A 25,557-nucleotide genomic window follows, 5' to 3' on the forward strand; every position below is an offset into this window, starting at 1 on the left:
GTCTCGATGACTGTGGCGGCACAAGCACGGCTGGACAACCAGCTCACGTTCACCGATCAGCTGTTGTTCCTCGGACAGCGTGCAACCGGTCAGGAACTGGTCATGCAGTGCGTCTGGGTGTACGAGCATCCTGTCGACTACGACGGGTTGCGCCGGCTTCACGACAACGTCGGTTACGGTTTGTACGGTCGCTTGATCGAACGCTCGCCGCTGCCGTTCGGCAGGCATCGGTGGGTTTCCTCCCCCGGGCCGAAGTCAAACCTCGACATCGTCGAAACCCCGCGCCCCCGAGAAGAACTCAGCGACTGGATCGACGAACGCGCACAGTTGCCGATCGACCCGGAAACCGGACCCAGCTGGCATTTCGGGGTGCTGCCGATGACCGACGGGTCGACGGCCGTCTCCATGGTGGGCTCGCACTGCCTGGCCGACGGCTTCGGCGGGCTGCTGACGATCGTCGATGGGATTATCGGTAACCGCCGTGACCTCGGCTATCCGCCGCCGCGGTCGCGCCCGCCGCTGCGGGCCGCCGCCACCGACCTCAAAGAGACGGTCCGTGGACTTCCCGAGGTGGCGCGCACACTGGTGCGGGTCGGCAAGCAGGCTGTGCGTCGGCGCCATGAGTTCACGAAATCGACGGGTCCGCGAGCCGCGCTGACCGCAGACGGCATGGCGGAAAACGTTGTGGTGCCTGCGATCACCATTTACATCGACCTCGACGTTTGGGATGGCCGGGCCAACGCTCTCAACGGCTCGAGCCACTCGCTGATCGCTGCGTTCGCCGCGAAGCTGGCCGAACAGCTCGAACGCCGTCGCGCCGACGGTGCCGTCACCCTGCACATTCCGATCAGCGACCGGATCGCCGACGACACGCGGGCCAACGCCGCGTCGATCGCCACCGTGGTCATCGATCCCACCACGGTGACCGCAGATCTGTCGGTTGCCCGCCGCGATATCAAACAGGCGCTGACGACCCTGCGCGAGAAGCCGGACGAGACCCTCGAGCTTCTTCCGTTGACCCCGTTCATCCCCAAGCGCGCTGTCAAGCGTGGCTCCGATGTGGTTTTCAACTTCGCCGATATGCCCGTATCCTGTTCCATCCTGGGCGATATCGATTCCATCGTCGCGCGAGCCGACGGAACCGAAGCCGAGTACGTCATGCTGCGTGGTGTGGACCGACAGGTGTCACGCGGATACCTCGAGCACCGTGGGGGGATGCTGACGGTGCTCGCCGGAAGAATCTGTGGCAAGGTGTCGATGACCGTCGTCGGGTATCAGGCCGGTGAAGAGAACTCCAAGTCCCGCTTGCGCGAGGTGGCCGCCAAGGTGCTGGCCGAGTTCGACCTCGTCGGTGTGATCGAATAGCAGGAAGCCATGGCCATCCAAGCTCGTCCAACGTTTCGACGGCTGAGCCGTCGAGCCGCCAAATCTCAGGCGGCGCAGGACAATCACCTCACATTCATGGATCAGGCCGGATTCCAGCTGTGGCGTGCCACCGGACGCGGCCAACTCATGCAGGTGCTGTGGATCTACGAGCATCCCGTCGACATGGACGGGCTGCGGCGGTTCCACCGCAACTTCGGCTACGGCTGCTACGGCCGGCTGATCGAACGCTCGCCGCTGCCGTTCGGTCGGCACCGGTGGGTGTCTGCGCCGGGACCGGCCACCGACCTCGACGTCGCCGAACCGCGGCCCCGGTCTGAGGTAAGCGACTGGTTCGACGAACGAGCGCAGATACCGGTGGATCCCGAGTACGGACCCGGCTGGCATATGGGTGTGCTGCCGATGACCGACGGGTCCACCGCGGTCAGCCTGGTGGGTTCGCATTACCTCGCCGACGGTGTGGGCGGCCTGCAGTCGGTCATCGAGGCGGTCTCCGAAACCAGGCGCGACTTCGGCCATCCACTGCCACAGTCGGGCGGCCGCTTCCGCGGTGCGCTGGGAGAACTTCGGGGAGCCGTCAAGCACCTACCCGAGGCCGTCCGCACTGCGGGGGTGGCCGCGAAGCTGGGCCTTCAGAGCCGAAACGAGGTGGCGGCCTCGACCACGTCCGCACCACTGACCACCCGTCCAGCCAGCGACGACACCCGCGTTGCGATGCCTGCCGTCTCGGTTCTGGTCGACCTGACGCAGTGGGATGCCCGGGCAGCTTCGCTCAACGGAACGAGCCATTCCCTGGTAGCCGGTTTCGCTGCGAAACTGGGTGAACATATGGGGCGCAAGCGCGCTGACGGCACCGTGACGTTGGTGATGGCACTCAACGCGCGCAACCTCCCGGACGACACCCGCGCGAACGCGATGATTTTCGGCTCTGCCGATATCGACCCGACCCCGGTGACCGCGGATCTGACCGATGCGCGCAGCGCCGTGCGGCAGGCGCTGCAGAAGGCACGAGAAGAGCCCGACCCGATCATGCAGCTCCTACCGCTGGTACCGTTCGTGCCGCGCGCCGCACTCAAGCGAGTGGTCCAGCAGTTCTTGGGATCCGGTGCCGACCTTCCGGTTTCGTGTTCCAACATGGGCGACTTTCCCCCGGCGGCGGCCTGCCCCGACGGCACCCCGGCCGAGTACATGCTGTGTCGCGGGGTGGACCAGAACGTGCGTCGCGCCGACCTCGAGCGCGCCGGTGGCCAGCTTGTGCTGGTGGTCGGACGGATCAGCGGCAGAATCTCAATCGACATCGTCGGCTACCAGGTCGGCGCAGAGAACTCCAAACAGCGGCTGCGCGAGTTGGCCGGGCGCACACTGGCCGAATTCGGGCTCACCGGCGAGATTTTCTAGTTCTTGACCAAGCAGTACAGCCGGTAGGACAGATCGCCCCTTTCGACCTGTTCGTACAGCGGTGAGCCTTGGGTGACAGCGACATCGCGGCCGAACCTGCGCAGCGGCCTGGGTGCATGCCGATTGACCAATTCCTGGTAGCGAGGCGAGTTCAGCTCCAGCCCCCGTAGGACCTGAGCGTTGATCTCCTCCTGCGACACCACCTGCAGTGCGGAATCGGCAAGGGCCGCTTCCCATTCCTCGATCCCGTTTCGGCCGCGAAGATCGGCGTACAAGAAATGTCCGCCGGGGCTGAGCACCCGCGTCACTTCGGCGAGGAAGCGGCGGAAGTTCGGATACAGGTGAGCGGCTTCAACATTGACCACCGCGTCGAAGTTCTGGTCGGGAAACGGCAGGTTCTCCGCATCGCCTTGGACAAATGTCAGGTTGGGAATGTTGTGTCGCCGTTGGCAAAACGCGATACCTGACGGGTTGAGGTCCAGCCCCGTGTAGGAGGCGGGGCTGAACGTCCGCATGATGTAGGAGGCGGCGCCGCCGTGGCCGCAACTGACCTCCAACACCCGTTTATCCTTCAGGTCGACCTGACTGGCCACGCGGTGATAGAGCTGAATGCAGACGCGATCTGGCTCATCGGAGGCCGAGAGCGGCAGATCCATCGGCGGATCCTCCTCATAACCCCAGTTGAGGAACAGCACCTCGTCGTCGCCCAGCCTGCGGGTCATCAGGCTGTAGCCATATTTGCCAACGAGTTTCCCGAGGTGGCGGTGCGAAAAGCCGACGACTTTGGACACCAAGGGCCGATAGATCTCCTCAATCACACGGGCAAGTATTCACGCTGTGCTATCTGCTGTCAGCAACATGGGAAAACCCGTGAAAGTGCGGTGGCGCGATGGGTGGATGGACAGATCGCTTCGGCTGTGCGCACGTCGAATCGGCCATTGATAGCCTCAATGTTCGGTAAACCCTTAAGAGCCGGTAGAGAGAGGTGACGTGGCCGAATCCGATACGCGATCCGGGCTTCCGGCAAATGACAACACGCTTGCCTACATGGACCAGGCCTCACACCTGTGGGTCCGAGCCAGCGGTCATGTCCACGGCATCCAATGCACCTGGGTATACCAGCGCGAAATCGACCACGACGGATTGACCCGGGTGCGCGACAACCTGGCCCACGGCTTGTTGGGCCGGCGTATCGAACGCTCGCCGCTGCCATTCGGCCGGCACCGCTGGGTCTCGTGTCATGACCTGCCCGGAATCGACATCGACACACCGGTCAGCACCCGCGCGGCTGTGACCGAATGGTTCGATGAGCGCGCCCGAATTCCCATCGATCCGGAGTTCGGCCCCTGCTGGCACCTCGGTGTCCTTCCCATCGAGGGTTACGGAACCGCCGTGACTTTGGTGGCGTCGCACACCGTCGTCGACGGCGTCGGTACGTGCATTGCGCTCACCGACGCGATCAACGGGGTACGGCGCGACCTGGGTCTTCCGCCTCCCGGCGCGCGTCTGAAGCGCCAAGCGCTGCTCGAAGACGCACGGGTCACCCTTCGGGGACTACCCGAGATCGGTCGTGCGCTGCGCGCGACGGTGACCGTGGCCCGACAGAACCCACCCACCCGAGGGGGGTCGGGCGGACAGCCGTCGCTGCCCAAGGCGCACCGTAAAGACAACCGCCCCGCGCTGGTGCCGGGGGTCACCATCTACATCGATGCGGCCCAGTGGGATGCCCGCGCGGAAAGTCTCGGAGGCACAAGCAACGCGCTGATGGCAGGGTTCGCGGCGAAGCTGGCCGAGAAATACGGGCGGGTAGGGAGCGACGGCATGGTGACGTTGTCCTACCCGATCAACGACCGCACCGAAAACGATGTGCGTGGTAATGCGTTGAAGGGCATCGACTTCTCGGTGGACCCTCGCCCGGTGACGTCGGACCTGCGCAAGATCCGCAACGATTTCCGGGAGACCATCAACGCCGGCCTCGGGAAGTTCAAGGAACAGGAGCGGGCCTTTCCGCTGACCCCTTTCATACCCACGCTGGTCCTGAGAAAGCTTCCGCTGGCGGCGATGAACGCGGATCTGACCGTCGGGTGTTCGAACTTCGGTGAGATGGACCCGGCCGTCGCCTACGTGGACGGCAGCGAGGCGGACTACTACGGGATGCGGATGGTCGAACAGAACCTGACGGTCAACAGCCCGGAGGTCGCATCGGGTGAGCTTTACGTGGCCTCAGGCCGCGTCTCCGGGAAGCTCTTCGTCAGTTTCCGCGCATACCACCCGAATTGGGACAACTCGAGGCAGGCCCTGCTCGCGAAGATATCCGAGACGCTCGCCGACTTCGAGTTGACGGCGTTCATCGAGTAGCGCGGCCGTCGCGGGCGGCCGCTTCGAGCAGGTCCGCCGCGGTGGCGACGCTCACCGCGGGCTTGGTGAGTTCGGTGGCGACGTCACGAGCCTGCGCGACGTACTCGGGTGCGAGAACGGTCCGCAAGGCGGATCTCAGCGACGCGGTGGTCATCTTCGAGAACCGCTGGTACGTACCGACTTTCAGGCGTTCGACTTGTTTAGCCCAGACGGGCTGGTCGGCACCCACCCACAGCACCAGGGTCGGCACGCCGGCACGGATGCTTGCGGCGGTGGTGCCCGCCCCACCGTGGTGCACGATGACCCGGCAGAGCGGAAACACGTCCGCGTGGTTGACGGCTCGGACGATCTTGACGTGTTCGGCAGGCTGGTAGCCGTCGAGGTCCCAAGAACCCGAACAGATCAGCGCCCGCTCACCCAGGTCGGCGCACACAGCGGTGATCGTGGCGACGGCGTCGCTGGGGGATTGCACCGGCATGCTGCCGAACCCGAAGTAGATCGGCGGTGTGCCGGCGGCGATCCAGGAGAAGACGTCGTCGTCGGTTTCGGTGCCCAGCTCCATCGTCATCGCGCCGACGAACGGCCGCCGACCACCCCACTCTTCGGCCAGTCCCGGAAAGAACAGTTCGTCGTAGGCCTGGATTTCCAGCGCCCCGCCCTCCACGATGCGACGGACCGCGCGCGCTCGCGCCTTGGGCAGGCCGAGCTCGCGTCGTTGCGCGTCCTCGGCGTTCTTCAACGCGCGCCAGTGCACCCACTCGGCCGCCGCCCATCCCGACCGGACCACCGTCGACGGCAGTGGTACGGGCAGCACCCGGCCGTTGGCGCGCGCGGGGAAGTAGTGCAACGCAGCCAACGGGACGTCGTAGTACTCGGCGACGTTGGCCGCGACCTCCTGATAGGTCGTGCCGGTCAGGATCAAGTCGGCGCCATCGGCCAGCGACACCAGGGTCTGGTTCATCTCGGCCCAGCCCTGCGTGATGTATTCGCGCAGTTCGCGTAGCGCGGTGACCGGGTTCTGGATCTTCCAGTACTTGCGGAAGATGTCGGCGTCCAGCTGTTTCTGGGAATCCACCCCGTAAGGCGCCGCCGCAGGCAGACCAGCCGTTTCGACGAAGCCGACGAGGTTGGGCGGGACCGCCAGACGGACGTCGTGCCCGCGGCGCAGAAGCTCCCGGCTGACGGCAGCGCACGGTTCGATATCGCCACGGGTGCCATGTACGCCCACAGCAAACTTCACAAGCAGCTCCAATTAACGTTCATTGGGGGTTAAAAGCCCTCAACGGAAGATGTGGCAAACATTCGAGCGGTGCTGTGCCTCAGATCGGCCGGTGACGGCAGCTCGGTCAAAGACAGCACATGGTCGGGCACGCCCCGATTACAGCACAGTTACCTAACACGCACGACGGCCAAGGCGGGTAACACTAATGCCTACACCGGATTCCGGCATATACGTGGTCGGCGCCGAGCAAACTCGGGGATTCCTCATAACGGCCGGTACCGGTGTACCGTATCTGGGGTGTTGAGGCGCGCCATATCCACCGGTGCGTTCGAGGGCGCGGGGTTTCCGGCGCTGGGTCGCCTGGTGGTCCGTCACCCGATCTTGATGATCGTCGCGTGGCTTCTACTTGCCCTCACACTCTTTTTGACGCTGCCTCCGCTGACAGAAGTAGCGGAACGCAAGCCACCGGGACTCCTCCCGGATGACTCCTCGGTGCTGATCTCCAGCCGCGAGATGAGCGAGGCCTTCAACGAAGGTGGCGAGAGCGGGTCCGGCAGCTCCGGCAACGTCGGCGTCATCATCCTGACCAACGACAACGGGCTCACCCCTGAAGACGAGACGGTTTATCGCACGTTGGTGGAGCGGCTGAACGCCGCGCCGGAGAGCGTGTCCTCGACGCAGGACTTCGTCACCATCCCCGAACTGCGGGAGGTGATGACGAGCGAGAGCGGCGAAGCCTGGCAGCTGCCCATCAGCATGGAAGGCACGATGGGCACCGGCCCGGGGCAGCGGGCCTACAAGAACGTCGTCGAGATCGTCGAGGAAACCACCGCGGACAGCGGGCTGAAAGCGAACGTCATCGGCCCGGCGGCGACGGTAGCCGACCTCAACCGGGTCGGTGTGCGCGATCAGCACGTGATCGAAATCGCCACCCTGCTCATCGTCTTCACGATCTTGATCGTGGTGTACCGCAACATCGTCGCGATGCTGTTGCCGTTGCTGATGATCGGCGTGGCGCTGGTGGTGTCCCAACAGACGGTGGCCGGCCTCGGTGATGCAGACCTGTTGGGTCTGGGCCCGCAGACGTTCATGTTCATGACGGCCATGATCATGGGCGCGGGCGTTGACTACGCGGTGTTCTACTTCACCCGTTATCACGAGTGCCTACGGCAAGGGCTCAGCTCAGATGACGCGGTGATCGCCGCGATGGAATCCATCGGGAAGGTGATCGCAGGCTCGGCGGCCACGACGGCGCTCGCGTTCTACGGGTTGAGCTTCACCAAGCTCGGCGTGTTCTCGACGGTCGGTGCCGCCCTGTCGATCACCGTCGCGATCGGTTTCTTGGCCGCGATGACGCTGTTGCCCCCGATGGTCGTGCTCGCCGGGCGGCGCGGTTTGGTCAATCCGCGTAAAGACCTGACCGGGCGGCTGTGGCGGCGCTCGGGTGTGCACATCGTGCGCCGACCTGTCGCACACCTGGCCGTCAGCCTGGTCATTCTGATCGGGCTCGCCAGCGCGGTCGCGTTCATCGAGTACAACTACGACGAGCGCAAGAACCTGCCTGCCGACGCCCAGAGCAACCTCGCCTACGACGCCATGGACGAGCACTTCGACGTCAGCGGCACCGTTCAGCAGTTCATCCTCATCCAATCCCCGCGCGACCTGCGTAGCCCCAAGGCGCTCGCCGATATGGAGGAGATGGCCGACCGCGTCGCCGACCTGCCGGACATTGCCGTCGTGCGGGGTATCACCCGGCCCACCGGGGAAGTGCTCGAGCAGGCCAAGGCCACCTACCAGGCCGGTGAGGTCGGTACGAAGCTCGGCGACGCCTCGGAACTCATCTCCGACAACGACACCAACCTCGACCTGCTCAGCGGAGGCGCCGACAAGCTCGCCGATACCCTCGATCAGCTCCGCGACGCCGTGCTCAACGGGCTGATCACCGTGCGGCCGCTGACCAATGCGCTCATCGATATGCAGGCGAAGTACGGCGGCGAAACGACGCTGGAAGAGATCGACAAAACCGCGACGCTGGTGGCGAACATGAACTCGCTCGGCGATGCGATGGGCGACAGCCTCATGGAGATCTCTGAGATGTACAGCTGGGCGGCGCCGATCGTCAACGCCCTCAACACCAGCCCGGTGTGCAACGTCGATCCCGCGTGTGTCGAATCGCGGACATACCTACAGCGCGTCACCACCTTCCAGAACGACGGCACGGCGGAGAAGGTGGCCAACCTCGGTCGCGTACTCAAGGAGACAGAGGCCACGCAGACGCTCGACGAGACCGTGCGGGATCTGGGCACCACCATGCAGACCGCGGTCAACGCGGCGCGTGCGGCGGGCCTGGACGAGCCGAACTCGATCCGCGAGCAACTCAAGCAGGCTGAACAAGGCGCGAACCTGCTGGCCGATTCCAGTCGACAGCTCGCCGAGGGCGTACAACTGCTTGTCGACCAGACCAGGAACCTGGGCGGTGGACTCGACCAGGCGTCGGCGTTTCTGATGGCGATGAAGCAGGGCGCTTCGGACCCGCCGATGTCGGGCTTCTACATCCCGCCGGAAATCCTCACGCAGGAGGAGTTCAAGAAGGCAGCAGACGTCTTCATCTCCCCGGACGGCCACACAGCGCGGTACCTGGTGCAGACGGCCCTCAACCCGTTCGGCACCGAATCGATGGACCAGGTGAAGTCCATCATCGAGACCGCCGAAAGCGCGCGGCCCAATACGATGCTCGAGGACGCCGAGATCTCGATGGTGGGCTTCTCGGCGGTACAGAACGACATGCGCAACTACTACAACGACGATTTGCGGTTCATCATCCTGTTCACGCTGATCATCGTCTTCGTCGTCCTGGTGATGCTGCTGCGGTCCATCGTCGCGCCGATCTACCTGGTGGGGTCGGTCATCCTGTCGTATCTGTCGGCGCTTGGCATCGGCGTGGTCTTCTTCCAGTTCATCCTCGGTCAGCAACTCGCCTGGAGCGTCGCAGGACTGGCGTTCCTGGTGCTCGTCGCCGTCGGCGCCGACTACAACCTGTTGTTGATCTCTCGTATCCGCGACGAGGCTCGGCACGGCATCCGCTCCGGTGTCATCAAGACCGTCGGCGCCACCGGCGGCGTCATCACGTCGGCAGGCCTCATCTTCGCCGCGTCGATGTTCGGCCTGACGTTCAGCAGCATCGCCGGTGTGGCCCAGATCGGTTTCGTCATCGGCATCGGCCTGCTGCTCGACACCTTCATCGTGCGTACGATCACCGTCCCCGCGATGGCTGTCCTGTTGAAAGACTGGAACTGGTGGCCGGGCAAGTTGACCTTCTTCAAGAAGAAGCCCGCCGATCAGCCCACCGAGGACTATGACGAATTCCCAACGGACGAACTGCCTTTGCTGACCACCGCGACGACGGCCCGGATCGGCAGCGCGGTCAAGGCGCGCCGGGAGCCGATTTCGCGGCCGCGCAGATCGCCGCGCTCACCGGCGCGGCCGTCGCCGTCGGGTGTGACCTACTGAGGTTGCAGAATCCGACGATCACAAGGTTCGAAACGACCGAACCTCGTCCACTCGCCGCTTGGCGGAGAACGGCACCAGGGCATCCGGATCGGCATAGCCATAGGCGATCAACATCACCACCCGCTCATATGGCTTGAGCCCGAGCAGCTTTCGCATTTCGGCCTCCCGTTCGGGCAGATCTGGCCAGTTGATACAGCAACTGTTCACGCCCTGGGCCTCCAACGCATAAATCAGGCCCATGGCAGCAAGGCAACCGTCGATGTAGATGAGGTGGCGATCGCGTGGGCTGAAAAACGCGGACAGGTTACCGACGATGACGATAAGGCCGGGGATCTGATGGCTGTACCCGTCGGTGCCCATCGGAATCGCCGCGACCTTTGCGGTGCTGATCGGGTCATCGAAGATCTCGAAGCGATACGGTTGCCGGTTACACGCCGTGGGTGATTCCGCACCGACTGCGACGGCGCGGTCCACGATGTCGCGTGATACCGGTTCAGAAGTGAACCATCGCACCGAGCGACGACCGACGGCCAATGCCTCGAGGTCGTCGATTTTTACCGTGGGGACCAGCGGAATAGCGGGATGTGGGCCGCTCTCTGGCGGGCCAGCGTCGACGGTCGCAATCGCGTCGCGGAACTTCTGCCGTGACCGGACGATCGCCCGGTGATCCGATGTGGCCGTTGCATCGAAGTAAGCCCCGAGAACCGAATACATCCAGTTGAATTCGGGATGTTCCAGGCAGAGGGAGCCGGACGTGACACCGCTGTGAAACGCATCGGCCGTCTGGCGGATGTAGTCGGTCGCGAATCGGTTTCGCACCGGCCGCATCGTAAGCCCCTTCTCAAGGCGGTGGATGTTGCGACGCAGCAGATACAGATCGCTGCCAGAGTTCACAGAGCGCTTATAGGCACGGATTCCGCGCCTGACATACCGGCGTTCGCGTCCGTGCGCCGTTTCGGTCATCCGGAGCCACAGGCCGCGACCGAATAAGGCCAGAAGCCGGGTCATTTCACTGTCATTCGATGGGTTGTGCTCCGGCGGCACGGTTTCCGTTGCGTCTTCGGCGGTCCGGGACGTCACGGGGCTGGAGTTTTCCTTGACCCCCGCCCCGTTCATCTGAACCACGCCGTCTATGCCGGGCTCGCGGTCAACCAACGTACGAACCCGTGCTTGCGCCAGAGATAGTGCAGTGACTGTGCCTGCTGCATCTTGCGTTTCCTGCCCCGGACGTCGATGTAGTGGTGGACGACCTTGATGCTGGGATCGAACTGCCTTTTAACGCCACGCTGCTCCAGGCGTAACGCCAGATCCTGCGCCCCGTGATTGCGTAGCAAAGGATCGTAACCACCCATGGCCCGGAAAATGGAGGAGTAAATGAGCATATTTCCTTCGTGGAGCCAAAACGCAGGTGCTGGCTTCGAAGGCTCGAGCACGTCAGGCCAATACTTCATGGCGGGCCTGCTCAAAGTACGCACGGCGTGCGCGACTCGCGGCTTTTCCCGCACCCGGTCGATTAATGGTGGCACGCTATTGAGATGCGTCCGTAGCGCAAAAGCCGGACCGTAGTTATATGGCTCTTGGCTTCCGTCCACCCGGCACACCAAGCCGCCGATGGCTCCCACTGCGCTGCCGGCGTAACGGGCAGCGACTTCGCGTGCGACAGAGGCGGTTTCCGGGGTTGCCAAATCCATATCTGCATCGATGAAGTGGATGAGCACATTGTCGTCGACTTGGTCGATGATCTGATTCCGGTTGGCGGTGCAGCCCTGGTTCCGAGCACTCTGAACCAACGTCACTTCACCGTCGAACGACTTGACGACCTCGACGCTGTCGTCGGTCGAACCGTCGTCGAGCACAAAGACTCGGTCGTAACCTTGATCCAACGCCTGGGGGAGCAGCCTGCGCAGGTGGCCGCCCATGTTGTAGTTAGGAATTGCCGCGATAACGGGTAATTGCTTCGACATGTCCGTTGGTTGGTCCCCTCCTCGGCATCGCTCACCGTAAGTGCCCGAGGCAACTTTAGCTGGTCGAAACCTGGGCTACGTATCAGTTGTCTGAAAGCGTCCGGTGCCATAACGGTCGCGAGAATGTCACAGCGACGTTTGAGCCGAATAGGGCGTAGTCCGGATCAGTGGATATGGCCTAGAAAACTCTTGTCAGCAACGTCAACTGCCTTTGCTCGGCATCGGTGGGCATCGGGCAATAAGTGGTGTTTCACACCCGGGTCTATGATCGTGGCCAGCATTATGCCGATCGTCACCGGATCGAACCGCCGAAATGGTTAGCTCAGCCCCCGTCCACCGGGTGAAAGCGGAGGATATCAGCGGGCGAGTTCATTCGGTGTCCTAGCTCAGACGCTGGGAGGTTCGCGTTTGAAAGCCGCATGCCGCACGGTAACGTGTCACCCGTGATTGAGTTAACTGGCGTCACCAAGACGTTCGGCGGGAAAGTGGTCGCGTTGCGCGACGTGAGCTTTTCAGTTCCCGCCGGAACCGTCTGCGCTTTGCTCGGTCACAACGGCGCAGGTAAGACGACCGCGGTAAAAATCCTGTCCACGTTGCTGCGGCCGTCGTCGGGCCGGGCGATGGTGGCCGGGTTCGACGTCGCCCGTGAACCGGCCAAGGTCCGTGCGAGTATCGGCCTAACCGGACAAGACGTCGCCCTCGACGCGCTGCTGACCGGGCGGGAGAACCTGGTGCTGTTCGGCCGCCTGCGCGGTATGCGGCGCCAGCAGGCACGGGCACGCGCGGACGAACTGATCACCCAGTTTGATATGCAGCACGCCGCCGACCGGCGAGTGTTCACCTACTCGGGCGGCATGCGGCGCCGAATCGATATCGCGGCCGCCCTCGTCGAGTCGCCGAAAGTGCTGTTCTTGGACGAACCGACCACCGGACTGGACCCGCGTAGCCGCCGCGACCTGTGGGCCTTGGTGTCGTCGTTCACCGCGCAGGGCATCACGATCCTGCTCACCACGCAGTATCTGGAGGAAGCTGACGTCCTGAGCGATTCGGTGGTGATCCTCGACTCCGGCCAGGTCATCGCCAGCGGCACCGCCGACGATCTGAAGCGTCGGGTGGGAAGCAGCTATTGCGAAGTGACGCCGATGAATCCCGCGGATGTGCCGCGGATACTCACAGTGGTCGGCGACATGGAGGGTGCCGGTCGGACGGCGAACACCGTATCGGTCCCGGCGACCGATGGGGTGGCGACGCTGGTCGAGGTGCTCCGCAGGGTTGACCACCTCGGCGTCGAACTGCACGACATATCTCTGCGCAAGCCGTCGCTCGACGAGGTGTTCCTGCATCTCACCCCTTCCACCGTCAACGTATGACCGCGCTGGTAGCTCTCACCGAGCGGGTAATGGTCAGCAGTGTTCGCGACAATGACCTGTTGTTCGCCGTTCTCACCCCGGTCGCCATGTTCGTCGGCTTCACCCTGGTATTGCAGAACGTGATCGACACGGGTGGCATGAGCTACCCACAGTACGTCTTGCCTGCGGTCCTGGTTCAAGCGATGCTTTTCGGCGCGCTGACCACTGCCGCTCGCACTGCAAAGGATCAACGGCCCGGCTTTGGGACTCGGCTTCGCACCTTCCCGATCTCCGCGGCGGTCCCGCTGTTGGCCCGAATGCTCTACTGCTTGATTCGCGGTGCGCTGGCACTCGTTGCCGCTATCGTCGTCGCCTACCTGTTCGGGTTCCGGATGGCGGGCGGCTTCCTCTACGGTGTGGCGTTTGTCGTGGTTGTCGGGTTGCTGACGCTGGCGCTGTCCCTTGCCGCTGATGCCACGGGTTCACTTGGCTGGAAAATGGATTCGGCAAGTCAACTGCTCTTGGTGCCGCAACTCTTGCTGGTACTGCTGTCCACTGGCCTGGCGCCTGCTGCCGCATTCCCCGACTGGCTGGAACCGTTCGTGCGTCATCAGCCGGTTTCTCAGATCACCGAAAGCCTGCGTGGTTTTTCCACCGGAGACGTGGTGGGCAGCAACCTGGCGACCAGCTTCGCCTGGTGTATCGGATTGGTGGTCGTGTTCGGCGCCCTCGCGCTCCGGATGCAGAGGCGCACAACATGACTGCAGACGCCTCACCGCGGCACTCGTTGCTCGTCGAGAGCATGCTGTTCGCCGGCCGGCAGTTGACACGTTGGGTCGCCCAGCCGCTACTGCCAATCCAAAGTGTCTTGTTCCCAACGCTTTTGCTGGTCGTCTACTACCTGTTGGTCGGCGAGTCCATGACCAGGGTCACGGGGACGGACAATCTCAACGGCCTGGTGCCGGTGTGCGCGTTGGCCGGAGGGATGTTCGGTGCGCTTGGAGCCGGTTTCTCCATTGCGCCCGAACGGGCAAGCGGTCTGCTGAGCAGGCTGTGGACGTTTCCGGTGCACCGTGCCAGCCCCCTGATCGGGCGACTCATCGCCGAGGCCGTGCGGACGTTGGTCGGTGCCGCGCTGATCACCGCAGTCGGTGTTGCGCTGGGCCTTCGGTTCCGGGGCGGTCTGCATACGATCATCCCCTACCTATTAGTGCCGGTACTGGTGGTCGTGTTATTCGCATTGATCGTCATGACGCTCGCACTTGCGGTCGGGCCGGACGGCAATACGCTGTTCACCTGGTTGGGCACGGCGTCCATCGGCCTGGTCTTCGGAAGCTCCGGAGTAGCGCCCGTTGAGATGTTTCCGTCATGGCTACGGCCAGTGGTGCGATTCCAACCGATGTCGCCTGCAATCGAAACCATGCGGGCGCTCGGGGAGGGCACCTCCGCCTTCTGGCCGTTCGTTGCGACCTGCGCTTGGATGCTATGCCTAGCGGCAGTATTCACGCCGTTGGCCCTCCGTAACTATCGGTTGGCCGCCGAAACGGGCGTCTGACTTCGGTCAGGGCTGGCCGCGCTGTACCTGCTCCAGCGTCGGCAGCCGCCAGTACTGACCGGACTCCAGATCGAATTCGCTTGGCCGGTAACGCAGTAAACCCCCGCCGGGGTATGGGGTGTATTCCCCGAACCACACCTCGCCGTCGACTGCATACAGGTCGACCCTGATGAAGTCCCACCCTGCGCCGAGGGCACTGGCGATCCCCAGCATCTTGTCGAGTTCCAACGGCCGCGGTTCGTCGGCCACCGGCCGGATCCGCCAGCGCACGTTCAACCGGTTCCAGTCCGCGTCGAGGAAGGTGGCGGTCTGGTCACCGAACCGGCCGCTGTTGACTTGGATGAACCGCACGCGGCCGTCGAACACGAAGAACTTGTAGTCCGGCGGCGGGGCGCCGTCCGGGGTTGGGATGCGTTCCTCGAGCAGCAACATGGGGCGGGCTTCGCCGTAGCCCCACTCACCCAGTTCCAGCGGGGTCCGCTTCCACCAGTCCTTGGTTTGCCGCAGCAAGTCGGCGATGTTCGTTTCTGGGTCAGGGCCGAACAGCACGTGCGCGCTGCTGTGGTTGGGCTTGAGCACCCATGGTGGAAGGCTGGCAAGGTCCGGGGCGTCGCGCAGGTCAGTGCCTGACCAATACACCGCCGGTATCCGTAGGTCTGGCCCCGGGTACGCGGCCCGGGCCCTCTCCTTCATGCGCATCTTGTCGCAGGCGGCGATGATTCGGTCGCGCCGGTCATACAGGATGCGCCAGTTGGTCTTCTCGTTGAAGGTGCGCGGTGAACGGAAGTTGCCCAGCCGGTGGATCATCGTCAGGTGAAAGGCGTGGCGCACCAACGGTACCGGCAGCACACGCAAGAGCCGCCGGTGCGCCGCGAGCAGCATCGGCGGGGCGGGTCTGTTCATCAACAGCGGCATCAGGCTCCCTGGCTCGTCAGGTAGCCGCCGCGCCGGAAGAACTCGGCCGCGCGGTGCTCGACACCATCGGCAGAACGCACACGGGTGATCACCAACCCGCGGTTCCCGCCGCGGTACGCAGCCGGCCCGCACACCACCGCGCCGCCGCCTTCCTGCACGATCACCCGGCCCGGCGTTCCGCCGTAACGGATCTGCGAGACCTTCGCCTCCAGGACCTCGATCCGCTCGCCCCGGTAATACGTGTACGCCGGCGGGTAGGGTGCCGACAAGGCCCGCACCAGCCGTTCGAGATCCTCGGCCGGCCAACCCCAGTCGACCAAACTGTCTCGCTCCGAACGCTTGTGAAAGTAGGTGCGCTTGGCCTTGTCTTGCGGTCGCCACTGCGGATCGCCCGACTCCAACGCGGCCAACGCTTCCTTCAGCGCGCCCGGAATCAAGTCGATGCCTCGTTCCACCAGTTCGGTGCCCGTATCGTTCGGACCGATCGGCAACGAGTGCTGCACCAGGATGTCGCCGGTGTCGAGGTTTTCGTCCATGCGGTGAATCGTCAGGCCGATCTGCGATTCCCCGCTGATTAACGACCAGAGCACCGGCGAGAAGCCGGTGCCCTTCGGCAGCAGGGAATCGTGCAGGTTCAGGGTGCCGTGCGGGGGCAGTTCATAGAGCTCGGGCGGCATCCACGTGTACCAGCTGTTGACGACGATGACGTCGGGTTCTGCCCGCTTCACCAGGTCGATGGTGTCGTTGTCGACGCGCTCGGTGAGATGAACCGGAATGCCCTGACTCTCCGCGAGCTCCTCGACGGAATCGGAGAAGATGCCCTTGTAGGAGTCATCGCTGGCCGGGTGGGTGACCGCCAGCACGACGTCGTGGTTCAAGTCGATCAGCGCTTGCAGGGTTTTGACTCCCCACGTCTGGAAGCCGAATGAGACGATGCGCACTAGGAACCTCGCTGATCTTTGCTGGCGGTGAGGACGACCCCCACAATGTCCACGACGGGGATAAATTACCTTAGGCTTAGCTAAGTTGCACGCCCACGGTCGAATTTGGGTTTGCCCGACGCGCCACAGGCATGCTGAAGCGACTCATATCGGATGCTGATCCCGTCAGCGCAATGCGCCACCGTGCGGCCGACCAGACATCAGCGCGTCAAACGTGCGGTCCCACATCGTCTCGACCTTGTCGATCAACGCCGGCAGCCGTTCGTTCTGCCGGGCAGTGGCCGCGCTGCCTGACGTCAGATCGGCGATGACGGCCTTGGGGTCGGCCTCCGGCGTGATCAACCGTTCGGGTACGCCGAAATCGTCGAGCAGTTCCCGGTATTTGTGCGACCACCCGAATGCCGCTGTCGGTACAGACTGTGACAGGCCGCCCACCGCAGCATGGAAACGGCTGGCGATCGCGGCGGTGGCCTGACCGAGCACGCCTTTGAGCACGAGTGGATCGGGATCGATGAAGAGGTCCGCGCCGATCCGGTTCGCCACCTGGCGTGCAAGACCGCGGTCGGTCTCCTCGTGCACGACGACGACAGTCGTCAACCCGATGGCTTCTGCCGCGGCGCTGAAGTTGGCCAGTATCTCGACATACTGGGCGCGGTTGAGGCCGCCGTGCGTGAACAACTTCGTGTTCGGGACGACGGCAAGGAAGGGATTGTTCGAGATCCGTTCAACAACAGCGGGTTTGAGCCCAATGGTGAAGTCTGGGCTGCGCACCGTCGTCGTGGATATATGCAGTTTTCGGATGTGGTTCTCGCTTACGCGGTCGCGGACGAATACAAGCTCCGCTTGCTCAAGGGCCTCTCTCGACCAGCGCCGCATCGCAGGCCTCTCGAACGGTCCGAAAGCCTGTGGCAACACGACTTTGGGTACTCCTCGACGAGCCCACGCTCTTCCGGCGATGGCTTCGCTGCGTGCTATCACCGCCATCAATTGATCCGAGTAGAGGAACCCGGAAGCGTCTAGGACGCCACCGATCTCGTGGTCGGCCGTCCAGCCCTGTGCCAACCGGATGCGTGTTGGCACAAGGGATCCCAGCTGCGCCGTAGCTTTCGGCAGGCCTGGATGCCGAAGCGTCTGTCGCACGCCGAGCCGATCACGAACCGCGCGTTTGGTCGTCCATGGTGTCACCGAGATCTCGACTTCCCCGCCGAGGCGCAAACAGATGGCTTCCAGCATCAATTGCGCACCCTTGTTGCGCGTGTTGGTCCCGCGAACGTCGACGATCATGGCGTCCGAGACTTCGTGGAGAACCGAACACATGCGTTCCTCATGGTGTAGGGAAGCGCAGTAAGGACGGGCAACTGCTCATGCATTGTGTTCGCGATGTCCTTCCTCGGTGGGCGCCCATTCCCAGGAAACGCCGAAGCCACCTTATCGGCTCCATGTCTCTGCTGCGCGGCGGTAGCCACCACTATTGGAGACGCCGGACGAAACCGCGGACGCCGAGCGACGTCTGAGTATGTCGGAGTTAGGCTTTCATCAGTGCGAATAAAGCTGAGGCGACACGCCAGCAACGCCATTGACGTTTGCTCCTGGTCGTCTGCACCATGCCGAACATCGCGTCTGATGCGAGAAAGTTTCTTGCTCGAAACGCTCGAGTCTGGCTCGCCAGGGTGACGTACGACGGTAGCGTTGGCGACTGTCCGGCACCCGTTGGTGCATACCGACTGCCGACGCTGGAGGTCACGTGGCAGATACCGCAGTCAAGCAATTCGGCAATGCGGCGTACGACCTCGCGGCGCAGGGGCTGCGGACTGCGGCCAAGGCGAAGGTCGGGTTCGACCGCAGAGGGGCGACACCGACTGCGGGGCGGCTGCTCGATGTGATCACACGCTGCCTCCGTGGCGACTTCACCGCCGCTGACTGGGAGTGGTTCGACAAGGTGGAGCGACAGCGACACGCCTTACTCGCTTCCACTGAACAGATCACCAAAGTGGACTTCGGCGCGGGCGCACGTAACGAGCACCTCAGCGAGGCGGAGATGTCCGCCGGCGCGGTGAAGCACACGAATGTCGCTGACGTCTGTCGGCTGACATCGAAGAAGCCATGGTGGGCGCGTCTCCTCTACGCCCTGGTCACGGAGTACCAGCCGGCGAACGCGCTCGAGCTCGGCACATCGGTCGGCATATCTGCCGCGTACCAGGGTGGTGCGCTACTGCGTCACGGCGGCCGGCTGGTGACCATGGAGGGCGCACAGGAGATCGCCGCCATCGCGCAGTCCACACTCGACGCTGTGGGCCTCGACGACGTGGTCGATATCGTTGTCGGCCGCTTCGGCGACGCGCTTCCACCGTTCCTCGAGTCGACCGAGCCGCTCGACTACGTGTTCGTCGACGGTCACCACGACGAGTTCGCAACCCAGGCCTACCACCGAATGATCAAGCCCTACGTCAGCCCTGGCGCGGTGCTCATCTACGACGACATCCACTGGTCATCAGGGATGCGGCGCGCATGGGCCGCGATATCTGCCGATCCCGAGGTCAGCGTGGCCGTCGACCTCACCGTCAACGGGATAGCGGTACTGGGCACCGACCCCAAGCGGGCTTACCGGTATTTTGCGATTCCCTGAGCGCCGTAGCCGGTGCGCAGCTCAAAACGCCTACGGGTGTAGGGCGCCCCGGCCCAGCGCGTACACGTGCCAGCCCACGCTCGACCAGTAGTCGCGGTCGATCGCGTTGCGGGTGTCGAGCAGACGCGCCGCCCGAACGATCGACCGCAACGCCACGGGATCGAGGTTGCAGTATTCATCCCATTCGGTCGCCAACACGATCAGATCGACGTTGCGGCAGGCGTCGTCGACGCCTTCGCAGTAGGTCAGGGTGGGAAACAATGCCTTGGCGTTGACGATCGCCCTCGGGTCGTGGACCCGCACTGAAGCGCCCTTGAGATGCATCGCCGCAGCGACGTTCAACGCCGGGGAGTCCCGCACGTCGTCGCTGTTCGGTTTGAACGCCGCGCCCAGAACCGCGATGTTCCTACCGAGAAAGTCGCCGTCGAGCAGCGCGCTGGCCACTGCGACGGCCTTTTCCCGGCGGCGGATGTTGATCTTGTCGACCTCGTGCAGGAACCGCAGCGAATCCGAGGCGCCGAGTTCACCGGCTCGCGCGCTGAACGCGCGGATGTCCTTGGGTAGGCAGCCGCCGCCGAAACCCAGACCCGCGTTGAGGAACCGCCTGCCGATACGGTCGTCGTAACCGAGCGCCCGGCCCAGCGTCACGACGTCGGCGTCCACCATTTCGCAGACCTCTGCCATCGCGTTGATGAACGAGATCTTGGTGGCGAGGAAGGAGTTGGCGGCCACCTTGACCATCTCCGCGGTCGGCAGATCTGTCGTCAGGTGCGGGGTGCCCTGCTCGATGAGGCTGCCGTACACCTGCAGCAGCACCTTTTCGGCGTGCTCAGAGGTGACGCCGAAGACCAGCCGGTCGGGATGGAGCGTGTCCTCGATCGCCCTGCCTTCGCGGAGGAATTCCGGGTTCCAGGCCAGCTCGAGCAGATGCTGTGATGGTGTCGCGGCCACCTCCCCGGCCAGGCGTTGCGCCGTACCGACCGGCACCGTCGACTTGCCGACGATCAAACCCTGGCAGTCGGCGTTGGCGACGACGGCCCGCACCGCGCTGTCGACGTACTGCACGTCGGCCGCGTTGGAGCCGGGTAGTTGCGGGGTGCCGACGCAGACAAAGTGCACCGCTGCCCCGGACACCGCCTCCGCGGCGTCGTGGGTGAAGTGCAACCGGCCGGTGTCCAGCGCGGAGGTGAGCAACTCCTCGAACCCGGGTTCGTAGAACGGTGAGCTACCGGCGGAGAGCAGCTCGATCTTCGATGCGTCGGTGTCGTATGCGCAGACTTCATGGCCGATTTGCGCCATACATGCGGCGTGCACCGCACCCAGGTAGCCGGTGCCAATAACGCTTATCCGCATTCGACTGAATTCCGCCTCTCCCAAGGCTGCTCCGCTAACAATTTGTGTTCGTATCGGTCAGCATAATGGCGTGTGACTGGCCAAAAGCGCGAATCGATAGCGAACAGATTACGGTTGCCAGAACAGATCTGATCGATGGGGTGTCCCAACACCCAACCGGGTCTCAAGCAAACCGGTTGGATGCTGTCGAAATTTCGGTCAGAACGGCAGCTTGGGCGGCCCGAGCTTCGGCAGGCCGATCTTGGGCGGTCCCGGCAGCTGCACCTTGGGTGCCTGCAACTGCGGGAGGCCGACCGCGGGCGGCGCCGGCATCTGGAACTCCGGCAGCGGGAACGCGATCGGAATACCGATATCGGGTACGACGTCGGGCATCCCGACACCGAAGGACACCGGCACCGATACGTCGGCGAGCTTCGGCACGTCCACGTTGGAGAAGTCGGGCGGCGGTAACTGCTTGGCGGCGTTGATGACCTCGCACCACGGCCCCGTGCACGGGTTCTTGGCGGGCTCCTCGCGGCGCTCCTCCGGCGGCGGGTTCTCATGCGCCGCAACAACGCCGGGGTCGTGCGGCGGTGCCGGTGCTACCGGGTCCGCAGCGGCCAGCCCGTTGCTGAGGAACAAGGCTGCGAGGCCAGCTGCGCCCGAAACAGCCGCGCACGTGGCCATGTGCTTGATAGTCACTGATTCACTCCCGCCGTAGACGCGTTAATCATATGTCGGGAACCGCAAATTGTCGTTCCCTTTGTTTCTGAGGATGTGCGTGAGGTTGGCTTCGCGACCAGCGAAGCTATTGTTGTTTGGCACAAGCGAATGCTTACGTTCACGCAAAACAGCCGCAATCTGGATTTCCAGCAAACATTTTATCGGCCGCTCACCCGTCGACCCGGGCGAACTGGCCGGTGCGGTAGTGCTCCACGCAGGTCGAGCGGCGAATCTTGCCGCTCGTCGTGATCGGAAGCGACCCCGGCGCCACCAAAACCAGATCGGCGATCCGCAGCCCGTGGGTGGCCGATATCGCCGACGTGATGTCGTTCTTGATGGCGGTGAAACGTTCGTTGATCTCCTCGGCTGAGGCGCCCTTCTGCTTTACCTCGACGATGGTCACCAGCTCTTCGGTCCCGTCCTCGGCGATCGAGATCGCAGCGCAGCGGCCTCCGGAGATCTCCTGGATCGTCGCCTCGATGTCCTCGGGGTAGTGGTTGCGCCCATAGACGATCAAGAGGTCTTTGACCCTGCCCATGATGAACAGCTCGCCCTCGGAGATGAACCCCAGGTCTCCGGTGCGAAGCCACGGCTTCTCCGGGGTGCCCGGCGACGGCGCGACCAGCGTTCCACCGAACGTGCGCTCAGTCTCCTCAGGCTTGTTCCAGTAGCCCTTGGCGACGTTCTCGCCGTGCACCCATATCTCCCCGGTGGTGCCCGCCGGGCATTCCCCCATGGTTTCCGGGTCGACGATTCGCACGGTGTTGGACTCCGGCCTGCCGTAGCTGACCAGGGGAGTGCCCGAAGCGTTCGTGCAGCGCTTGGCGTGTCCGATCGACAGCTTCTCGGATTCGAAGTGGGCGATCTCCGGGGGGTCGCCGGGTCGGCGGGTGGCCACGTACACCACCGCTTCCGCCAGCCCGTAGGACGGCCGGATCGCGGTGTCGCGGAAGCCGAACTTGCTGAACCTGTCGGTGAACCGGCGCAACGTCGCCGGATGCACGCGCTCGCTTCCGCTCAACAGGCCGAGCACGTTGCCCAGGTCGTAGCCCTCCAGGTCCTGGTCGGTGGTGCGTCGCACCGCGAGCTCGAAGGCAAAGTTGGGCGCCGAGCTCATGACGTTGGTGTGGCTGGCCATCAACTGCATCCACCGCGCCGGGCTCTGCAAAAACGACATCGGGCTCATCAGCACGGTGTGCAGGCCGCCCAGGATCGGCACGCACAACCCCAGCAACAGGCCCATGTCGTGGTACAACGGCAGCCAGGACACGACGGTGGTGCCGGGCGGTGCGACCTTGCCGAAGTCGACGAAGAAATCGGCGTAGATCTGCTCGAAGTTGGCCGACAGGTTGCGGTTGGTGATCATCACACCGGCCGGTTCGCGGGTGGAGCCCGACGTGTACTGCAGGTACGCGATGTCCTGGCCGGCGTCGCCCTTGAGCCGCGGACGTTTCCGCGGCTTCTCCTCGAGCTCATCGACCGCGACGACGGTCGGCGCCGACGCCGTCGCCTTCGCGTAGTCGGCGACGTCGGCGACGGCCGCGGACGTGGTGAGGACGACCGCTGGGTCGGTGTCGCGCAATACCGAAGTCACGCGTTCGTCGTGGGCTCCCGGTTGCGGCACCGAAAGCGGCACCGCGATGAAACCGGCCTGGAGCGACGCCACGAACGCGGCGATGTAGTCCAACCCCTGCGGAGCCAAAATGACGGCCCGGTCCCCAGGTGCTCCGCAAACACTCAACTCGGAAGCGATGTTTGCTGCGCGTCGATTCAACTGGGCCCATGTCATGGTCTGGGGCACGGCCGTTCCGTCGTGGTCGTAATCAACGAATGTGAATGCGACGTCATTGGGCTGCAGACTGGCGCGTTCGCGCAGTACAGCAGGTATCGAGGACCCCAACATCAACGTACGTCGACCTTCCGGTTCGGCCCGCTTTGCCGCGAGCAGGGCGTTTGCTAATTGACCGCGCGGACAATTGCTTAAAGCTTATGCAACATCAGATTAGTGTGCGTGCTTACGTCTAAAGTTGCCACTCTAACTGGGCCTCCGATCGGGTCTGTCGCGACCTGATCGGCTAACGCCTCGGCTTCGGCCGAACATTTGCTGCGCAGCCTTTCTCGAGCGTAAACACGACTAATCGTGCAGCGTAGCAAACACTTTGGCGCTAGCCACAGCCGCGAAAAGTGTTGTTGCAGCGCAGTGCATCGCGCCGAAAATGTGATTTTCAACCGAATACCGGCGGCTTCCGGCCTCCGTGGCACGGTAGCTTGCCAGCCGCCCAGCCAATATTTGCCTGCGACGTCAATTTCGTTGGCCGCGGCGTCCGCGGGCGCCGTCGCGCACCGGGCGGCACATCCCTGACACGCGGTCGGGCGCGTCGCGAGGGCTTTGTGGCTGTCCGCGCCCGCCGCACCTGCATGGAAGCGGCGAGGCGCGGCGGTCGCCGTCCGGCGACACGCAGCGTTCCTTGCTGGGTGCGACCAGCACGCCGTAGCCTCGTGTGGTGGCCGGCCCGACCGTCGTCCGCGCCGACGAGCTCACGAGGTTGGAGATCTTCGCCGGCTGCCCCACCGAGACCCTGGTACCGCTAGCGGCGCAGCTGCGACCGCTGACCGCGGACCCCGGGCAGGTGCTCATGCAACAGGACGAGCTCGCGGTGTCCTTTCTGCTCATCGGCTCCGGTGAAGCAGAGGTGACCCACACTGGTGCCGACGGCAACGACACCGTCGCCCGGCTGACGCCCGGAATGATCGTCGGCGAGATCGCCTTGCTGCGCGACGCACCGCGCACCGCGACGGTGATCGCCACCCAGCCGGTCACGGGTTGGGTCGGCAACCGCGACGCGTTCGCCACCCTGCTCGCGATCCCGAGCATGCTCGAGCGACTGCTGAGCACCGCCCGTCAGCGGCTAGCCGCGTTCATCACGCCGATACCCATCCGGCTGCGCGATGGTACGGAGTTGGACCTGCGCCCGGTGCTGCCCGGCGACAGCGAACGCACCTCGCGTGGGCCCGTCGAGTTCTCCAGCGAGACGCTGTACCGGCGGTTCCAGACGATGCACGCGCCGAGCAAATCGCTGATGCGGTATCTGTTCGAGGTCGACTACGTCCACCATTTCGTCTGGGTGATGACCGACGGGTCCGACGGACCGGTTGTCGCCGACGGACGGTTCGTCGTCGACGCAGACGACCCAACCGTCGCCGAGGTCGCGTTCATCGTCGCCGACGCCTACCAGAACAAAGGGGTCGGCACCCTGCTGATGGGCGCCGTCTCGATCGCCGCGGAATACCATGGCGTGCAACGGTTCACCGCCCGGGTGCTGAGCGACAACCTGGCGATGCGTGCGATCCTCAACCATGCCGGCGCGCGGTGGCGGCGCGAGGATCTCGGCGTCGTCACCACCGAGATCGAGGTTCCGCGTCCGCGCAACCCGCCGTTCACCCCCCGGCTGACCAAGCGGGTGCGCGATGCCACCCGCCAGGTCGTGCGGGCGGTCGGCTGAGGGGCTTTGGTCAGGCCGTGATCGTGGTCTGCTCGTCGATCGCCACGGTCGCGTCCATCAACACGCCCATCTGGTCCTCGCGGCCGTCGGCGTTGAGCTGCAAGACATAGACCGCGCCCTCGGTCGGGATCACCACGGTCTTCTGCGCGATCGCACGCCTGACGCCGTCCCTGACATATAGGCCGCCGAGCTGAACCGCGTCGAAGCCGGACAGCTGGCTCGGCTCCCCCTGGTCCGCGCCCTCGTAGTTGGGCAGGTTCTGGACTTCACCAGCGGCGAACTCCAGGATCTTCGCGGGGTCGACGTCGCCGGTCAGCTTCGACATCAGCGCGACGACCGTCGGCGGATCGGCGGCGAACTCCGGGGCCGTGAAAAGTATTGCGCTATAAGCCCACTGCGGGGTGTTGGGGCCGGCGTCAGCCCACCCCGGCGGCATCGGCATGTTGACCACCGGCGCTCCGGGCGTATCGCGCTTAACCGGTTCCTCGGTGATGTTGTTGTCGCGGATGTAGTCCACGATGGTGTAGTGGGGACCCTGTGCCTGCGGCGTCGCCGTGGGCGCGGCTTCGCTGGTGGCGGTGGTGGTCGTTTCCGCGGCGGTTTCCGTTGACTCCGTCTCGGTGTCCGATCCGCAGCCGGCCAGGCCAAGGCCGAGTGCGGCGACCGCTATGGCGACGACGCCGGCCCTCACGGAACTGCTCATTGAATCTCCCATCGTTGACGTTCGGCCGTAGCCTACGGTCGGCACCGGCCTTACGCAGGCGAAAACCGCCGGGCC

20 protein-coding genes are annotated in these 25,557 nt (G+C 64.2%); 9 read left to right on the forward strand and 11 right to left on the reverse strand.

Features of this window, described 5'->3' with window-relative positions:
- Positions 1 to 6 precede the first annotated feature (6 nt).
- Together ABQE44_RS02080 and ABQE44_RS02085 are read left to right on the forward strand one after the other, a co-directional pair.
- Entirely contained in the window at positions 7 to 1,365 is a 1,359-nt protein-coding gene (locus ABQE44_RS02080; RefSeq protein ID WP_448393163.1) for a hypothetical protein, read from the forward strand.
- Between the two features lie 96 nt (positions 1,366 to 1,461).
- Positions 1,462 to 2,781: a condensation domain-containing protein gene (locus tag ABQE44_RS02085; RefSeq protein ID WP_448428019.1), complete on the forward strand. Its 1,320-nt coding sequence runs from the start codon at positions 1,462 to 1,464 to the stop codon at positions 2,779 to 2,781.
- On the opposite strand, the gene ABQE44_RS02090 is transcribed toward ABQE44_RS02085, so the two are convergent.
- Complete coding sequence (locus tag ABQE44_RS02090) at positions 2,778 to 3,587, reverse strand: phthiotriol/phenolphthiotriol dimycocerosates methyltransferase (protein ID WP_448393557.1); 810 nt, start codon at positions 3,585 to 3,587, stop codon at positions 2,778 to 2,780. The two genes, ABQE44_RS02085 and ABQE44_RS02090, sit on opposite strands and share 4 nt — an antisense overlap.
- A gap of 184 nt (positions 3,588 to 3,771) precedes the next feature.
- Here ABQE44_RS02090 and ABQE44_RS02095 point away from each other — a divergent pair, with 184 nt between their 5' ends.
- A complete protein-coding gene (locus tag ABQE44_RS02095) occupies positions 3,772 to 5,139 on the forward strand; it encodes a hypothetical protein (RefSeq protein ID WP_448428021.1) in 1,368 nt (455 codons plus the stop codon).
- Here the strand turns inward: ABQE44_RS02095 and ABQE44_RS02100 are convergent.
- The gene (locus ABQE44_RS02100) at positions 5,129 to 6,379 is read right to left on the reverse strand and encodes a glycosyltransferase (protein WP_448428023.1); all 1,251 of its coding nucleotides are present in this window, start codon (positions 6,377 to 6,379) and stop codon (positions 5,129 to 5,131) included. The genes ABQE44_RS02095 and ABQE44_RS02100 overlap by 11 nt on opposite strands.
- A gap of 279 nt (positions 6,380 to 6,658) precedes the next feature.
- Here ABQE44_RS02100 and ABQE44_RS02105 point away from each other — a divergent pair, with 279 nt between their 5' ends.
- Complete coding sequence (locus ABQE44_RS02105; RefSeq protein ID WP_448393167.1) at positions 6,659 to 9,871, forward strand: MMPL/RND family transporter; 3,213 nt, start codon at positions 6,659 to 6,661, stop codon at positions 9,869 to 9,871.
- Positions 9,872 to 9,889: 18 nt separating this feature from the next.
- Here the strand turns inward: ABQE44_RS02105 and ABQE44_RS02110 are convergent, their stop codons facing one another.
- Together ABQE44_RS02110 and ABQE44_RS02115 are read right to left on the reverse strand one after the other, a co-directional pair.
- Positions 9,890 to 11,026 carry a nitroreductase family protein gene (locus ABQE44_RS02110; RefSeq protein WP_448428025.1) on the reverse strand — a complete coding sequence of 379 codons (1,137 nt, stop codon included), beginning with the start codon at positions 11,024 to 11,026 and terminating at the stop codon, positions 9,890 to 9,892.
- Entirely contained in the window at positions 11,002 to 11,835 is an 834-nt protein-coding gene (locus ABQE44_RS02115; RefSeq protein WP_448428027.1) for a glycosyltransferase family 2 protein, read from the reverse strand. The genes ABQE44_RS02110 and ABQE44_RS02115 overlap by 25 nt, the downstream gene beginning before the upstream one ends.
- Positions 11,836 to 12,254: 419 nt before the next feature.
- On the opposite strand from ABQE44_RS02115, the gene ABQE44_RS02120 reads away from it, so the two are divergent.
- From ABQE44_RS02120 to ABQE44_RS02130, 3 genes are read left to right on the forward strand one after another with little or no spacing between them, the layout of a single operon-like run.
- Positions 12,255 to 13,205, forward strand: coding sequence for an efflux ABC transporter ATPase subunit, DrrA-related (locus ABQE44_RS02120; RefSeq protein WP_448428029.1), 951 nt, complete (start codon positions 12,255 to 12,257; stop codon positions 13,203 to 13,205).
- A complete protein-coding gene (locus tag ABQE44_RS02125; protein WP_448428031.1) occupies positions 13,202 to 13,945 on the forward strand; it encodes an ABC transporter permease in 744 nt (247 codons plus the stop codon). The genes ABQE44_RS02120 and ABQE44_RS02125 overlap by 4 nt, the downstream gene beginning before the upstream one ends.
- Positions 13,942 to 14,739: an ABC transporter permease gene (locus tag ABQE44_RS02130; protein WP_448428033.1), complete on the forward strand. Its 798-nt coding sequence runs from the start codon at positions 13,942 to 13,944 to the stop codon at positions 14,737 to 14,739. Before ABQE44_RS02125 ends, ABQE44_RS02130 begins: the two co-directional genes overlap by 4 nt.
- Positions 14,740 to 14,745: 6 nt before the next feature.
- On the opposite strand, the gene ABQE44_RS02135 is transcribed toward ABQE44_RS02130, so the two are convergent.
- The 3 genes from ABQE44_RS02135 to ABQE44_RS02145 form a co-directional block, all read right to left on the reverse strand.
- Positions 14,746 to 15,654, reverse strand: coding sequence for an ATP-grasp fold amidoligase family protein (locus ABQE44_RS02135; protein WP_448428035.1), 909 nt, complete (start codon positions 15,652 to 15,654; stop codon positions 14,746 to 14,748).
- The gene (locus ABQE44_RS02140) at positions 15,654 to 16,595 is read right to left on the reverse strand and encodes a methionyl-tRNA formyltransferase (RefSeq protein ID WP_448428037.1); all 942 of its coding nucleotides are present in this window, start codon (positions 16,593 to 16,595) and stop codon (positions 15,654 to 15,656) included. The genes ABQE44_RS02135 and ABQE44_RS02140 overlap by 1 nt, the downstream gene beginning before the upstream one ends.
- A 165-nt stretch (positions 16,596 to 16,760) precedes the next feature.
- Positions 16,761 to 17,879 carry a polysaccharide pyruvyl transferase family protein gene (locus ABQE44_RS02145; RefSeq protein ID WP_448428039.1) on the reverse strand — a complete coding sequence of 373 codons (1,119 nt, stop codon included), beginning with the start codon at positions 17,877 to 17,879 and terminating at the stop codon, positions 16,761 to 16,763.
- Positions 17,880 to 18,339: 460 nt separating this feature from the next.
- Here ABQE44_RS02145 and ABQE44_RS02150 point away from each other — a divergent pair, with 460 nt between their 5' ends.
- Positions 18,340 to 19,221: an O-methyltransferase gene (locus tag ABQE44_RS02150; protein WP_448428041.1), complete on the forward strand. Its 882-nt coding sequence runs from the start codon at positions 18,340 to 18,342 to the stop codon at positions 19,219 to 19,221.
- Positions 19,222 to 19,251: 30 nt separating this feature from the next.
- Here ABQE44_RS02150 and ABQE44_RS02155 read toward each other — a convergent pair whose 3' ends face one another.
- From ABQE44_RS02155 to ABQE44_RS02165, 3 genes are all read right to left on the reverse strand, one after another.
- Positions 19,252 to 20,574, reverse strand: a complete 1,323-nt coding sequence (locus ABQE44_RS02155) for a UDP-glucose dehydrogenase family protein (RefSeq protein WP_448428043.1) — start codon at positions 20,572 to 20,574, stop codon at positions 19,252 to 19,254.
- 198 nt (positions 20,575 to 20,772) lie between these two features.
- Complete coding sequence (locus ABQE44_RS02160) at positions 20,773 to 21,255, reverse strand: hypothetical protein (RefSeq protein WP_448393175.1); 483 nt, start codon at positions 21,253 to 21,255, stop codon at positions 20,773 to 20,775.
- 190 nt (positions 21,256 to 21,445) lie between these two features.
- Positions 21,446 to 23,179, reverse strand: a complete 1,734-nt coding sequence (locus tag ABQE44_RS02165; protein WP_448393176.1) for an AMP-binding protein — start codon at positions 23,177 to 23,179, stop codon at positions 21,446 to 21,448.
- 601 nt (positions 23,180 to 23,780) lie between these two features.
- Here ABQE44_RS02165 and ABQE44_RS02170 point away from each other — a divergent pair.
- Positions 23,781 to 24,779, forward strand: coding sequence for an acetyltransferase Pat (locus tag ABQE44_RS02170; RefSeq protein ID WP_448393177.1), 999 nt, complete (start codon positions 23,781 to 23,783; stop codon positions 24,777 to 24,779).
- 10 nt (positions 24,780 to 24,789) lie between these two features.
- Here ABQE44_RS02170 and ABQE44_RS02175 read toward each other — a convergent pair whose 3' ends face one another.
- Positions 24,790 to 25,482, reverse strand: a complete 693-nt coding sequence (locus ABQE44_RS02175) for an envelope biogenesis lipoprotein LpqN (protein ID WP_448393178.1) — start codon at positions 25,480 to 25,482, stop codon at positions 24,790 to 24,792.
- Positions 25,483 to 25,557: the final 75 nt, after the last annotated feature.

It is taken from the genome of Mycolicibacterium sp. XJ2546, assembly GCF_053483195.1.

What these genes read in the sequence shown, in the direction of transcription:
- ABQE44_RS02085 (WP_448428019.1), top strand. Translation starts at nt 1,462, where the DNA reads ATGGATCAGGCCGGATTCCAGCTGTGGCGTGCCACCGGACGCGGCCAA.
- ABQE44_RS02130 (WP_448428033.1), top strand. Translation starts at nt 13,942, where the DNA reads ATGACTGCAGACGCCTCACCGCGGCACTCGTTGCTCGTCGAGAGCATG.
- ABQE44_RS02165 (WP_448393176.1), bottom strand. Translation starts at nt 23,179, where the DNA reads ATGTTGGGGTCCTCGATACCTGCTGTACTGCGCGAACGCGCCAGTCTG.
- ABQE44_RS02145 (WP_448428039.1), bottom strand. Translation starts at nt 17,879, where the DNA reads ATGATCGTCGACGTTCGCGGGACCAACACGCGCAACAAGGGTGCGCAA.
- ABQE44_RS02125 (WP_448428031.1), top strand. Translation starts at nt 13,202, where the DNA reads ATGACCGCGCTGGTAGCTCTCACCGAGCGGGTAATGGTCAGCAGTGTT.
- ABQE44_RS02120 (WP_448428029.1), top strand. Translation starts at nt 12,255, where the DNA reads ATGCCGCACGGTAACGTGTCACCCGTGATTGAGTTAACTGGCGTCACC.
- ABQE44_RS02080 (WP_448393163.1), top strand. Translation starts at nt 7, where the DNA reads ATGACTGTGGCGGCACAAGCACGGCTGGACAACCAGCTCACGTTCACC.
- ABQE44_RS02115 (WP_448428027.1), bottom strand. Translation starts at nt 11,835, where the DNA reads ATGTCGAAGCAATTACCCGTTATCGCGGCAATTCCTAACTACAACATG.
- ABQE44_RS02135 (WP_448428035.1), bottom strand. Translation starts at nt 15,654, where the DNA reads ATGCCGCTGTTGATGAACAGACCCGCCCCGCCGATGCTGCTCGCGGCG.
- ABQE44_RS02175 (WP_448393178.1), bottom strand. Translation starts at nt 25,482, where the DNA reads ATGAGCAGTTCCGTGAGGGCCGGCGTCGTCGCCATAGCGGTCGCCGCA.
- ABQE44_RS02155 (WP_448428043.1), bottom strand. Translation starts at nt 20,574, where the DNA reads ATGCGGATAAGCGTTATTGGCACCGGCTACCTGGGTGCGGTGCACGCC.